This is a genomic window from Glycomyces sp. NPDC050141, assembly GCF_055586545.1.
This window is the reverse complement of record NZ_JBVJHZ010000014.1, coordinates 19,415-31,592: the sequence shown is the minus strand read 5'-3', so window position 1 is coordinate 31,592 and position 12,178 is coordinate 19,415. Positions and strand designations below refer to the sequence as shown.

The following is a 12,178-nucleotide window of genomic DNA, read 5'->3' as shown; positions in this document are numbered from 1 at the left end:
GGACTCCTCAGTGTATCGATGGGTCAGGCGTGAGGGATGGGTTCGTAAGCGCGCGTGGGGGGTTCAGGTCACGGCGGTGCCCGCTTCCGCGGCCGGGACGCCGGCTTCGCGCCACTCGCCCGCGAAGTGGTCGTAGCAGGTGCTGTTGTCGATCGCGTCGCGGTCGGTGGGTGACTCGGAGGTCACGCGGCCGGGCCGTTCGGGGTCGGGGGCGGCGAGGGCGAGCAGTTTCGTGTAGTCGTGGTGCGGGTCGAGGATGACCGCGTCGGAGGGGCCGCGTTCGACGACGCGGCCGCGGTAGAGGACCACGATCTCGTCGGAGAAGTGTCGGGCGGTCGCGAGGTCGTGGGTGATGTAGAGGACCGCGAGCTGGTCTTCTCTTTGCAGGCGGCCCAGGAGGTTGAGGACGCCGAGGCGGATCGAGACGTCCAGCATGGACACCGGTTCGTCGGCGATGAGCACCTGCGCGCCGGGGGCGAGGGCCCGGGCGATGGCGACGCGTTGGCGCTGGCCGCCGGAGAGCTCGTGGGGTCGGCGGGGTGCGATGGCGTCGGCGGGGGTGAGGTTGACGCGTTCGAGCATGTCGAGGACGCGTTCGTGCGTCTCGTCCTGGGTCCTGGTGCGGCCGTGGATCTTCAGGGGCCGGGCGATGTGGTGCTCGATGGAGTGGAAGGGGTTGAGGGAGGCGAAGGGGTCTTGGAAGACCATCTGGACTTCGCGCCTGTAGTGGCCGTTGGCGACAGGGGTGCCGTCGTCGAGGCGGACGTCGACGGTGCCTGAGGTGGGGCGTTCCATGCGGGTGAGGATCTTGGCGATGGTGGACTTGCCGGAGCCGGACTCGCCGACGAGAGCAACCGTGGCGCCGGGGGCGAGGTCGAGGCTCACGTGGTCGACGGCGCGCAGGCGGGTGCGTTTGAGTCCTGATCGGAGGGTGTAGTCCTTGACGAGGTCGGTGACTTTGACGCTGGTCATGCCTGCTCCTTCGCCGCTGCTTCAGTGGTTTCGTCGATGCCGGTTCTGATGAACGCGCCGCGTTCTCCCGAGAGGCTCGGGAAGGAGCCGAGGAGTTTGCGCGTGTAGGGGTGGCGGGCTTCGCGGTAGAGGCGGTCGGCCGCTTCGAGTTCGACGATCTCGCCTTCGAGCATCACGGCGATGCGGTCGCTGATCTCCAGGAGGAGCGGGAGGTCGTGGGTGATGAAGACGACGGCGAAGTCGAGTTCGTCTCGCAGGCGCACGATCTCGCGGAGGATGTCGCGCTGGACGACGACGTCGAGGGCGGTGGTGGGTTCGTCCATGATCATGATCTGGGGTTCCAGGAGCATGGCCATGGCGATCATGACGCGCTGGCGCATGCCGCCGGAGAGTTCGTGCGGGTAGGAGCCGAGGCGGGCGGGGTCGACGCCGACGCGGGTGAGGACGTCTTCGGAGCGCTGGCGGATCTCTTTGCGGGACATGCGGGGCCGGTGGGCGAGGAGGGTGTCTTTGAGTTGGGCGCGGACGGTGAGGACGGGGTTGAGGGCGTTCATGGCGCCTTGGAAGACCATGGAGAGGCGTTCCCAGCGGAAGGCGCGCAACTCGGTGTCGTCGAGGGCGAGGATGTCGGTGTCGCCGTCGTCGCCGTGGAAGGTGATGCGGCCGCTGGCGATGCGGGCGGGCGGTCGGTGGAGGCGGTTGACGGCGTAGGCGAGGGTGGTCTTGCCGCAGCCGGATTCGCCCGCGAGGCCGAGGATTTCTCCTTTGTGGAGTACGAGGTCGGCGTTCTTGACGGCGGTGACGGGCTTCTCGGCCTCGTAGACGACGGTGAGGTCTTCGACGGTGAGCACCGCTTGGCGCTGTGGGGCGGTGGTCATCGCGCGGACTCCTTGGTCTGCTGGGCGGGCACGGCCCGGCGGGTCGCCTGGGCGAGTTCGCGTTCGAGGCGGGCGGCGCGGCGGGCGCGTTTGCGGTGCAGGCGGAGGTTCTTGAGCTTGGGGTTGATGATCTCGTCGATGGAGAAGTTGACGAGGGAGAGCCCGGTGCCGAACAGGGCGATGATCAGGCCCGGCGGCACGAACCACCACCAGGCGCCGAGTGAGAGCGCGAACCCGTTCTGGGCGTAGAAGAGCATGGTGCCGAGCGTCGAGGAGTTGGAGGCGCCGAGGCCGATGAAGGACAGCCCGGCTTCGCCGAGGATCGCCGCGATGACGGCGAACACGAACTGGGAGGCGATCACCGGGAGCAGGTTCGGGAGGATCTCGACGACGATGACCCGCCAGGGCCGCTCGCCCGAGACCTGGGAGGCGGCCACGTAGTCGCGGTTGCGCACCGAGAGGGTCTGGGCGCGCAGGACGCGGGCGGAGCCGGCCCAGCTGGTGACGGCCAGGACGATGGCGATGGTCCACAGTCCGCGGCTCTCGGCCGGGACGAACCCGGAGATCACGATGACCAGCGGGAGGCCGGGGATCACCAGGAACACGTTGGTGAACAGGGAGAACGCCTCGTCGACGGCGCGGCCGCGGTAGGCGCCGTAGATGCCGAAGAACGCCGAGAGCGCGGTGGCGAGGAGGCCGACGATGACGCCGATCTGGAGCGACCCGCGGGTGGCGTGGGCGAGCTGGGCGAGGACGTCCTGGCCGGTCTGGGTGGTGCCGAGCCAGAAGTCGGCCGAGGGCGGGGTGAGGCCCATGTCGCGGATGGTCCGCGGGTCGCCGACGAGGAACGGCCCGATGAGGCCGAACAGGGTGATGGCGCCGATGAGGCCGAGGCCGATCGCGAGCCAGGGGGTCATGGTGGGCAGGAGCATCCGCCAGCCCGCGCGCGGCTTGCGTCCGGCCTCTGCGGAGGTCTCGGCGAGCAGTTCGGCGCTGTCGGCGACCGAGGGCTCGCTGGTGGGTTTCAGGTTCGTCATGGTGCGTCTCCCGTCAGGACCGGGCGCGGGTGCGCGGGTCGATCAGGCCGTACAGCAGGTCGACCACGAGGTTGGCGCCGAGCACGGCGAGGGTGATGAAGAGGAAGAGCCCCTGCATGAGCGCGTAGTCGTTGTTGGACACCGCGCCGAGGAGCCGCCCGCCGATACCGGGGTAGGAGAACACCTGCTCGGTGATGACCGAGCCGGAGACGACGAAGCCGAGCGAGATCGCGAACCCGGCCACGGAGGGCAGGACGGCGTTGCGGGACGCGTAGGAGCGCAGGATCTTGCCGGGCGAGAGGCCCTTCGCCTCGGCGGTGAGGATGTAGTCCTCGCTCAAGGTGGAGACCATCATGTTGCGCATGCCGAGGAGCCAGCCGCCGATGGAGGCCAGCACGATGGTGAGCGCGGGCAGGAACCCGTACTCGATCGCGGAGGCGATGAACTCCCAGTTCCAGCCGGGGGTGAGGACCACGTCGTACCCGCCTTGCAGCGGGAACCAGCCGAGGACGCGGGCGAGGAGGTAGGTGAGCAGCAGCGCCAGCCAGAAGTAGGGGACGGCGGCGAGCAGTGTCGTTGCGGGGATGAGGGAGTCGAGCCAGGTGCCCGGCTTCCAGCCGACGAACGCGCCGAGCGCGACGCCGAGCACGGCGGCGATGACCGTGGCCAGCCCGACGAGGACCACGGTCCAGGGCAGGGACTGGCCGATCACCTCGCTTACGGGCGCCGGGTAGTAGCTGACCGAGACGCCGAGGTCGCCTTGGACGAGGTTGCCGAGGTAGTCGAGGTACTGCCGCCACAGCGGCTGGGTGTCGTCGCCCCCGAGGAGGAGCGCATACGCCTTCCTGGTCTCGGGAGTGATCTGGCCGCCGCGCTGCTGGAGCTTGGCCAGCAGGATGTCGACCGGGTTGCCCGGGAGCATGCGGGGGATCGCGAAGTTCAGCGTCAGCGCGGCCCACAGGGCGACGGCGTAGAAGCCGATTTTGCGCAGGAAGTAGCTCATGCGGTTCTCCTTCGGGGGCGACGGCCCCGCTACCCCTTCGGCTCGAGGTGCTTGAAGATCTCGGCGGCGTCCATCGCCGACCAGACCGCCGGGAAGGCGTACAGGTCGTCGTCGGAGGGCCAGCCGGTGAACTTCGCGGTGTTCCACACGCTCGTCGTACCGCCCGTGAGGATCGGGATGTACGGCATGTCGCGCACGATCTCGGCCTGGATGGTGTCGAAGTACGGCTGCCGGGCGGCGGTGTCGTCCAGCGGCAGCTGCACGAGCGCCTGGATCGCCTCGTCGACCACGGGGTTGGCGTAGCGCGAGTAGTTGTTGCCCGCGGCCTCGCCGACCTTCGCGCCCGAGGTGGAGTCGAAGAAGTAGTTGTAGAGGTAGTACGGGTCGGCGATCGGGCCCTGCCACAGCGAGTCGATGGCGAGCTGGAAGTTGCCCTTGCCCTTCTTGTCCGTCCACTCGTTCCAGGAGGACTGCGCGGCCTTGATCTCGATCCCGGCCGCGGCCGCCTGCGAGGTGATGGTGTCGACGGCGGTGATGTAGTCGGTCCAGCCCGTGACGACCTCGATGGTGAGCGACAGGCGCTCGCCGCCCTTGGCGTAGATCCCGTCGTCGCCCTTGGCCCAGCCGGCGGCTTCGAGGAGCTCGGCGGCCTTGGCGGTGTCGGGGTCAAGCGGCACGGTCTTCTCGGCGACCGAGGCCGCGACGAAGGAGTCCTGGCTCGGGGTCAGCGCGAACGTCGGCGACATGTCGCTGGCGGTGTCCATGAACGCGAGGCTGTTGATCTGCGCGCGGTCCATCGCGTAGTAGAGCGCCTGGCGCACGGCCGGGTCGGTCTGCGGCCCTTCGCATCCCATCTCGGCGCTCGAGCAGGTGGAGAGGACCATCTGGTTCTGCGCCTGCGAGTACATGTCGTAGTTCGGGAAGTTCTTGTTGGTGTTCTGGATGTCCGGGATCGGGCCGGTCTGCCAGTCGATGGTGCCCGCGGCGATCGCGTCGGCCCCGGCCTGGTTGCCCGAGAGCGCGAGGAAGCGGATCTGCTTCACTGCGGGCTCGCCGCCCCAGTAGTCGGGGTTGGCCTTGTACGTGAACGCCTGCGGCTTGAAGTCGTCGAGGAGCCACGCGCCGGTGCCGACGGGCTTCTCCATGACGTCCTCGGCCGGGTTGACGTCCTTCCACAGGTGCTCGGGGACGATCGCCGTGTTGAGGAGGTCGGGTCCGCGCACGAACGAGGGCTCGGCGAAGGTGAGGGTGACGTGGGTGTCGTCGACGGCCGCGACCTCGCCGTCGTAGCCGCCGGTGTTGATGGCGGGGTTGGCCTTGAGCATGTTGAACGTGAAGGCGACGTCATCGGCGGTGAACGCCTCGCCGTCGCTCCACTGCACGTCCTCGCGGAGGGTCACCGAGAGGACGGTGCCGTCCTCGTTCCAGGACGACTCGGTGCCCAGCAGCGGCACCGGATCGGAGACCTCGGCCTTGTTGTTGAAGAACAGCGGCTCGTAGATCGTGCCGAGCGCGCCGATCCGCGAGGGCGAGAAGGGGTTGAAGTTGATCTGGTAGTCGCCGGCCTGGCCGGTGTAGGCGATCAGCGTGGAGGTGTCGCCACCGGAGGAGCCGCCCGAGGAGCAGCCGGTGGCGAGCAGGCCGAGCGCGGCGGCACCCGCGAGCAGCGCCGCGGCGCTGCGCCTTCTGAGGTTGGGAGACATCGTTGTCCTTTCAGGACCGTGGAGGGGATTCCACGGGACGGGAGGGGTGGCGTCCGCTCCGGGCGCCGCGCTCATTATTAACGCGTTAAATTAAACGTGTCAAGAAGAAGTTTCGTCCCGCTTCACCATCCGCCCCAAACCGGATAGGCCCGGTCACGGGGAGCCAGTATGGTGGTGCGGATCGGTCTTGGAAGGGACCCAGGCTCAGGAGGTCGCTTTGAGGGCGTTCGGCTCGGACACGCGCATGTCCACGCTTGCCGTGGTGCTCGACCTCGTCCGCGAGCGCACCACCGTCAGCCGCGTGGAGCTCGCCGAGGCCACCGGTCTGACGCAGGCGACCATGACCCACGCCGTGCGGCGGCTCATCGCGCTCGGCATGGTCCACGAGGTCGGCACCGCCCGCTCGTCCCGGGGCACGCCCCGGCGCCTGCTCGAACTCCAGCCCGACGCCCGGCACATGGTGGGCCTCCAGTTCGACCGGTACACGGCGCTCGGCGTCGTCGTCGACCTCGCCGGGCGCGTGGTCGCGCAGACGGCCATGCCCGGCTCCGGCGACCGCGACCCCGGCGCGGTCCTGGTCGACTACGCCGCGAGGATCGAAGCGCTCCTGGAGGACTCGGGCGTCCCGCGCGACAGCGTGCTCGGCATCGGCCTGGCCACGCACGGCCCGCAGGACCGCGACGCGGGCCTGCTCCTCACCGACTACCCCGCCCCCGCCTGGCGCGGTTACCCGCTCGCGGCCGAGCTCGCGGCCGCCACCGGCCTGCCGGTGCGGATCGAGAACGACGCGACCGCCGCCGGGCTCGGCGTCCAGGCCCAAGGCAGCGCCGCCTCGAGCTTCGCGGTCGTGTTCATGTCCGGCGGCATCGGCTCCGGCGTCATCCTCGACGGGTTCCCCTACCGGGGCGTGACCTCCAACGGCGTCGAACTCGGGCACATCTCCGTCGACGCCCTCGGCGAGACCTGCGGCTGCGGCAACCGCGGCTGCCTCGAGATCGTGGGCGGCCCGAACGCGGTGGTGCGCAACGCGAAGCAGCATCCCGGGCTGGCCGGGCGGCTCGACCTCGAGGGCGACCAGCTGGACGCGTTCATGCGCATCGGCCGGGCCGCCCTCGCCGACGACGCCGAAGCGGCCGCGCTCATCGACGCCTCGGCGCAGATGCTCGCCGTCGGCACCGTCTCACTCGTGAACATGTTCGACGTCGGCCGCGTCGTGCTCGCCGGGCGCGCCTTCGCCGACCTCGGCCCGCGCTACCGGGACGCGATCCAGGAAGTGCTCGACCGCTCCGTGTTCATGCGGCAGGTCCACAGCGTCCGCGTCGAACTCGCCGACGACGTCTCCCAGGCCCCCGCCATCGGCGGCGCCGCCATGGTCCTGCGCAACTTCCTCGAATCCTCAGGGCTCCGCGACCGCGAGGGGTCGGCGGCCTGACGTATCGCGCGGGGCCGCGGCGACCCGGCCCGTGTACCGGTACACTTCGGCGCGTCGCGAACTCAAGGGGGCACCACCATGAAGATCGTCGTCATCGGCGGCTCCGGCCACATCGGCACCTACCTCGTCCCCCGCCTCGTGCGCGGCGGCCACGAGGTCGTCAATATCAGCCGCGGCACCAGCAGCGCCTACACCGAAGCGCCCGAATGGAAGCACGTTCGGCAGGTCGTCGCCGACCGCGAGCGCCAGGACGCCGACGGCACCTTCGGCGAGACCGTGCTCGCCCTCGAACCCGACGCCGTGGTCGACCTCGTCTGCTTCACCCTCGAATCCGCGACCGCGCTCGTCGAGGCCCTGCGCGGCCGCGTCGCCCACCTCGTCCACTGCGGCTCCATCTGGCGCTACGGCAAGAGCCGCAAGCTGCCGATCGCCGAGGGCTCGGACTCGGCCGAAGCGCCGCTCGACACGTACGGGATCGAGAAGGACCGCATCGCGCGGATGCTCAAGGCCGAGACCGCTTCCGGCGGGCTCGTCACCACCACGATCCACCCCGGCCACATCGTCGGGCCCGGCTGGCACCCGATCGGCCCGCTCGGCAACCTCGACCCCGCCGTGTGGTCGACCATCGCGAGCGGGCGGCCGCTCCAGGTGCCCGGCAGCGGCACCGAGATGATGCACCACGTCCACGCCGACGACCTCGCCCAGGCCTTCGAACTCGCCGTCGAGAACCGCGACGCGGCCGCGGGCGAGGACTTCAACATCGTCGCCCCCACCGCCCTCAGCGTGCGCGGCTACGCGGACATCGCCGCCGCATGGTTCGACCAGACCGCGACCCTCGAGACCGTGACCTGGGACGAGTTCCGCGCGGCCGTCGGCGACGGCCACGCCGACGCCTCCTGGGGCCACCTCGACCGCAGCCAGTGCTTCACCATCGAGAAGGCCAAGACCCTGCTGGGGTACGCCCCCGCGTACGAGCCCGAAGCGGCCGTCCTCGAATCCCTGCGCTGGCTCCTCGACAACGGCGAGCTTGAGACCCCGAACCCGCTCCAGGTCTAGCGGTAGCGGACGACGAACGCGGCGGCGCGTTCGCGCAGCGCGTCGCGCAATGACTGCGGCGCGAGGGCTTCCGCGTCCGTGCCGAGCTGCCACAGCGCCCACTCGGCGTGCTCGGCGTCCTGGTAGGTGACCTCGAGGCGCAGCCGCCCGTCAGGCTCAGGGGCTTCGGCGCGCACGGCGACCGCCGTGTTCAGGAGGTCTTCGCGGCGGGCCGGATCGACCCGGACGTGGACGTGGAGATGCCCGTCGGCGAGGAACCGGGCGCACCGCTCCTGCCAGATCCTGTCGAGGTCCACTTTGTCCGGACGCTCGGCGGGCTCGGGCAGTGTCTCGGCCGCGAGGCAGCGCGAGAGGCGGTAGGTGCGGTCCGCGCCGTCCCGGGTGGCGAGCATATAGGCCTTGTCCCGCACGGTGACCAGGCCGATCGGGTCCACTGTGCGCCATTCCGGGTCCTCCCCCGCCGCCGCGTAGTGGAGGCGGATTCGCTGCCCGGCGAGGACCGCGCGCCGGACCTCGTGCATCACCGGTTCGGTGACATGTTCGGTCCCGGACCTGCGCGAGAGCAGGTCGGTCTCAGGTTCCACGAGGAACCGGCTGACCGCGTCCCCCACGGTGGCCTGGTAGCTCGCGGGCAGGGCGTCGACGACTTTCCGCATCGCCGAGGCGAGTGCCGATTCGAGTCCGAACGCCTGGTCGCCCCGACCCGACCCGGCCGTCAGGAGGGCAAGGGCCTCTTCATGGTTGAGACCGGTGAGCTCGGTTCGGAAGCCGGGCAGGAGCTCGAAGCCGCCGTGTCGGCCGCGTTCGGCGTAGACCGGGACGCCCGCCGTCGAGAGCGCTTCGATGTCGCGCAGCACGGTGCGGGTGGAGACCTCCAGCTCGGCGGCCAACGCGTCGGCGGTCATGCGGCCGCGCTGGCGCAGCAGGAGGACGAGTGAGACCAGTCGGTCGGCGCGCATGCGGAAACTGTACTGGAATACCTGACACTAGATGTCGTGATTCGCTGCGAGGCTCTTCCTCAGGGCGGTAATGGGCCGTCCGGTACGCAAGGAATGGAACCGAAGTGACGATGGAACGAATCGCGGTCAACCCCGTGCAGTGGTCGGTCGAGCTGGGCTTCAACCAGGGCGAGCTGGTTTCGGGTGCGACCCGGACCCTGTACTGCTCGGGGCAGACGGCGATGGACGCCGACGGCAAGCCGCAGCATGAGGGCGACATGGCCGCGCAGCTCGCGCTGAGCCTCGACAACGTGGAGGCGGTGCTCGGCGCGGCCGGGATGTCGCTGGCGGACCTGGTGCGGCTCAACGTCTACACGACGGACGTGGACGAGCTGTTCCCGCATTACGGCGTCCTCGCGGCCCGCCTCGGCGCGGCTGGTGCGGCCCCGGCGACCACGATGCTCGGCGTGGCCCGGCTGGCAGTGCCGGGCCAACTGGTCGAACTGGAGGCCACGGCCGTCGCCTAGCGATCGCCTCGCGCCGGGTGTCGGACCCCTGTGGGAGAGTCGTCTTATTTACACCGGTGGTCGGAGGTGGATGCGGGTGGGAAGGGGCATGCCCTATGCCCGCACCGCCGCTGGCGGCGCCCGGCGCGAGGACGTGCTTACGCGTGGCGCAGAAGGAACGCCTCGGTGAGTTCGAGGAGGTGCTCTCGGGCGGGGACGGTTTCGAAGCCGTGGCCGACGCCTTCGAGCACGTGCTTCTCGAGCCGGTCGCCGTAGAGGTCGTCGTAGCCGTCGAAGACGTCGGGGCCGAAGAGGTGGTCTTCGCTGCCGACGGCGAGGAGCACGGGGCCGGTGTGGCCCGCGGCGTCGGCGAACGGGTCGATGGTCTCGGCGTCGTCGGCGTAGCGCTTGAAGATCGGGGTGCCGCCGAAGTCCTCGTAGCCGTGTTCGGCGATCGTGGCCTGGCGGATGCGGGTGACCTCCTGGTCGACCGCGACGGCGGCCGGGGCCCACAGGGCGAGGGACCGGAGTTCGCGCTTCGCGGCCGCGAGCGAGGCGGTGAGGCCGCCGAGGCTCATGCCGAGGAGCGAGAGCCGGTCGGGGTCGACGCCGGGCTGCGCGGCGACCGCGTCGAGGGCGGCGAGGGCCTGCGAGACCTGGTCGGAGACGGTGATGTCGCCGTACTCGCCGTCGGAGTCGCCGCCTCCGGCGAAGTCGAAGCGGTAGGCGGCGATGCCGCGCTCGGCGAGGCGCCTGCCGAGGCGCACGAAGGTGTGGCCGAACTCGGTGCGGTTGCCCGAGAAGCCGTGGCACAGCACGACGGCGGGGGCACCGGTCTGCTCCGGCAGGTGGAGGGTGCCGCGAATGGTTCGGCCTTCGTGTCGAAAGTTCAGGGGTTCCATGCGAGGCAACCTAACACTTGGAAAACGTTTCGCTCCGGCGGCGGCATGGACTCCCGGAGTGTGGGCCGGGCCTGGGCGAATGTCGGAGAGAAAACGTTTCGCCCAGGCCCGGCATGAGGGTTGGACTCAAGAGGCGGCGACTTCGAAGCGCCGCACCGTGACCGCGCCGCCGAGGGCCTGTGTGGCGTGGTTGAAGACCGCGAAGCGGTAGCCCATGAAGAACGTCCAGTTGCTGTTGAGCGTGAACGCGGGCCCGAGCGGCGCGAAGTTCCACCCGTCGGTGCTGTAGGAGAACTGGGTCTGGCGGCCCGCGCCCGGGCGGATGTCGGCCTTGGCGCGCAGCCAGACCCGGGTGCCGCGCAGGTCGGCGCTCGCCCGCTGCGTGCCGGTACTGGTGGTGTTCCAGTTGGCGTCCATGGTCAGCCCGTCCCACATGACCGTGCGCAGGACGCCGTTGTCGCGCCGCACGCCGATCCACGCCGAGGAGTCGCGGAGCATCGCCAGGCCGGTGCGGTCGCCGTCCCTCATGGACGCGAGGTCGAGTTCGACGGTGGCGGTGGAACCGGGGCCCTGGATGCGGTGGGTGAGGGTGTTGCGGGCCGCGTAGAGGTCGCCGGTGACCGTGGCGGTCTGGAGCCGGAGGCCCGAGCCGGTGGTCCATTTCGTGTTGTCGGGGTTGTGGTTCCACTCCCACTTGGGCGCGAGCGCGGCGGTGGTGAACGTGTCCGCGCCGGTGAGCGGGGCGACCGGGCGCGGCGGGAGGTTCGGGAACGGGTAGGTCTGCCCCCAGGCGCCGTTCACCGTGCGCACTTGCGGCCAGCCGTCCGGGGTCCAGTCGATCGGCGCGAGGGCGGGCATGCGGCCGCCAGGGAAGGCGTCCACAAAGGCCATGTAGTACCAGGCGCCGCCGGGCGTGGAGACGAGGCCGCCCTGGTGGGGGACGCCGCCGCCGGGGATCGGGCCGGGCATGTCGAGCAGGACCTGCCGGAGTTGATAAGGGCCCCAAGGGGACGAGGATTTGAGAATGTACTGCCCGTTGGCGGGGCGGGTGAGGAAGATGTAGTAGGAGCCGTTGATCTTGTAGAAGCGGGCGCCTTCGAGGGTGCCGATGTTCGATGGCGTGGTGAACACCTGCTGGTTGCGGACCTCGGTCCTGCCGTCGGCGGAGAGCTGGGCGACCGAGATCTGGGTGTTGCCGTAGGCGACGTACATGGTGTTGTCGGTGTCGACGAGCATCCCGGCGTCGTAGTAGGCGCGGGGCAGTTCCGCGTGGCGGGTCCAGGGCCCGGCCGCGTTGGTCGCGGTGTAGATATAGGACTTGGCGAAGTCGATCTGCCCGAGCCAGTAGAAGCGGTTCTCGCTGGGGCGGTGGGCGAGCGTCGAGGCCCAGATGCCGCGCACGTAGCCGCGGCCGCCGTTGAGGTCGTACTTCGCGCCGAAGTCGAGCCGGGGCACGGAGTGGCCGATGAATTCCCAGTTGACGAGGTCCCAGGAGCGCAGGACCGGCGCGCCCGGGGAGTAGTGCATGGTCGAGGCGGTCATGTAGAAGACGTCGCCGACGCGGACGACCTCGACGTCGGCGAAGTCCTGCCATACGACGGGGTTCGCGTACGTGGTCTGCTGCGCTGCGGCTTCGCCGGTCGCGTAGGGGGAGAACAAGGAGGCTCCGGCGGCTAGGCCCGCGCCTGTGGCGAACAGGCGGCGGCGGGTGGCTTCGTATTTGAGGGCGTGGTCGATCCAGTTCATGGTGC

The 12,178-nt window shown here is 70.0% G+C and carries 11 protein-coding genes; 3 read left to right on the top strand and 8 right to left on the bottom strand.

Going from position 1 to position 12,178, the window contains the following annotated elements; genetic code table 11:
• Window positions 1–63: 63 nt before the first annotated feature.
• Genes ACZ60M_RS10895 through ACZ60M_RS10875 form a run of 5 tightly spaced genes read right to left on the bottom strand, consistent with a single transcriptional unit; the run spans window position 64 to window position 5,593 of the window.
• Entirely contained in the window at window positions 64–972 is a 909-nt protein-coding gene (locus ACZ60M_RS10895; RefSeq protein ID WP_465416933.1) for an ABC transporter ATP-binding protein, read from the bottom strand.
• Window positions 969–1,850 carry an ABC transporter ATP-binding protein gene (locus ACZ60M_RS10890; RefSeq protein ID WP_465416931.1) on the bottom strand — a complete coding sequence of 294 codons (882 nt, stop codon included), beginning with the start codon at window positions 1,848–1,850 and terminating at the stop codon, window positions 969–971. Before ACZ60M_RS10890 ends, ACZ60M_RS10895 begins: the two co-directional genes overlap by 4 nt.
• The gene (locus ACZ60M_RS10885; protein WP_465416929.1) at window positions 1,847–2,887 is read right to left on the bottom strand and encodes an ABC transporter permease; all 1,041 of its coding nucleotides are present in this window, start codon (window positions 2,885–2,887) and stop codon (window positions 1,847–1,849) included. The genes ACZ60M_RS10890 and ACZ60M_RS10885 overlap by 4 nt, the downstream gene beginning before the upstream one ends.
• Before the next feature lie 13 nt (window positions 2,888–2,900).
• Window positions 2,901–3,890, bottom strand: coding sequence for an ABC transporter permease (locus ACZ60M_RS10880; RefSeq protein ID WP_465416927.1), 990 nt, complete (start codon window positions 3,888–3,890; stop codon window positions 2,901–2,903).
• Window positions 3,891–3,919: 29 nt separating this feature from the next.
• Window positions 3,920–5,593 carry an ABC transporter substrate-binding protein gene (locus tag ACZ60M_RS10875; protein WP_465416925.1) on the bottom strand — a complete coding sequence of 558 codons (1,674 nt, stop codon included), beginning with the start codon at window positions 5,591–5,593 and terminating at the stop codon, window positions 3,920–3,922.
• A gap of 244 nt (window positions 5,594–5,837) precedes the next feature.
• Here ACZ60M_RS10875 and ACZ60M_RS10870 point away from each other — a divergent pair, with 244 nt between their 5' ends.
• Together ACZ60M_RS10870 and ACZ60M_RS10865 are read left to right on the top strand one after the other, a co-directional pair.
• Window positions 5,838–7,025, top strand: coding sequence for an ROK family protein (locus ACZ60M_RS10870; protein ID WP_465416923.1), 1,188 nt, complete (start codon window positions 5,838–5,840; stop codon window positions 7,023–7,025).
• A gap of 78 nt (window positions 7,026–7,103) precedes the next feature.
• Window positions 7,104–8,081 (top strand): NAD-dependent epimerase/dehydratase family protein, encoded by a 978-nt coding sequence (locus ACZ60M_RS10865; protein ID WP_465416921.1) that lies wholly within the window; start codon window positions 7,104–7,106, stop codon window positions 8,079–8,081.
• On the opposite strand, the gene ACZ60M_RS10860 is transcribed toward ACZ60M_RS10865, so the two are convergent.
• Window positions 8,078–9,040 carry a helix-turn-helix transcriptional regulator gene (locus ACZ60M_RS10860; RefSeq protein WP_465416919.1) on the bottom strand — a complete coding sequence of 321 codons (963 nt, stop codon included), beginning with the start codon at window positions 9,038–9,040 and terminating at the stop codon, window positions 8,078–8,080. The two genes, ACZ60M_RS10865 and ACZ60M_RS10860, sit on opposite strands and share 4 nt — an antisense overlap.
• A 110-nt stretch (window positions 9,041–9,150) precedes the next feature.
• On the opposite strand from ACZ60M_RS10860, the gene ACZ60M_RS10855 reads away from it, so the two are divergent.
• Window positions 9,151–9,546: a RidA family protein gene (locus tag ACZ60M_RS10855; RefSeq protein ID WP_465417067.1), complete on the top strand. Its 396-nt coding sequence runs from the start codon at window positions 9,151–9,153 to the stop codon at window positions 9,544–9,546.
• A 137-nt stretch (window positions 9,547–9,683) separates the two neighbouring features.
• On the opposite strand, the gene ACZ60M_RS10850 is transcribed toward ACZ60M_RS10855, so the two are convergent.
• Window positions 9,684–10,427: an alpha/beta hydrolase family protein gene (locus tag ACZ60M_RS10850; protein WP_465416917.1), complete on the bottom strand. Its 744-nt coding sequence runs from the start codon at window positions 10,425–10,427 to the stop codon at window positions 9,684–9,686.
• A 126-nt stretch (window positions 10,428–10,553) separates the two neighbouring features.
• Window positions 10,554–12,173, bottom strand: coding sequence for a glycoside hydrolase family 43 protein (locus ACZ60M_RS10845; protein WP_465416916.1), 1,620 nt, complete (start codon window positions 12,171–12,173; stop codon window positions 10,554–10,556).
• Between the last annotated feature and the right edge of the window lie 5 nt (window positions 12,174–12,178).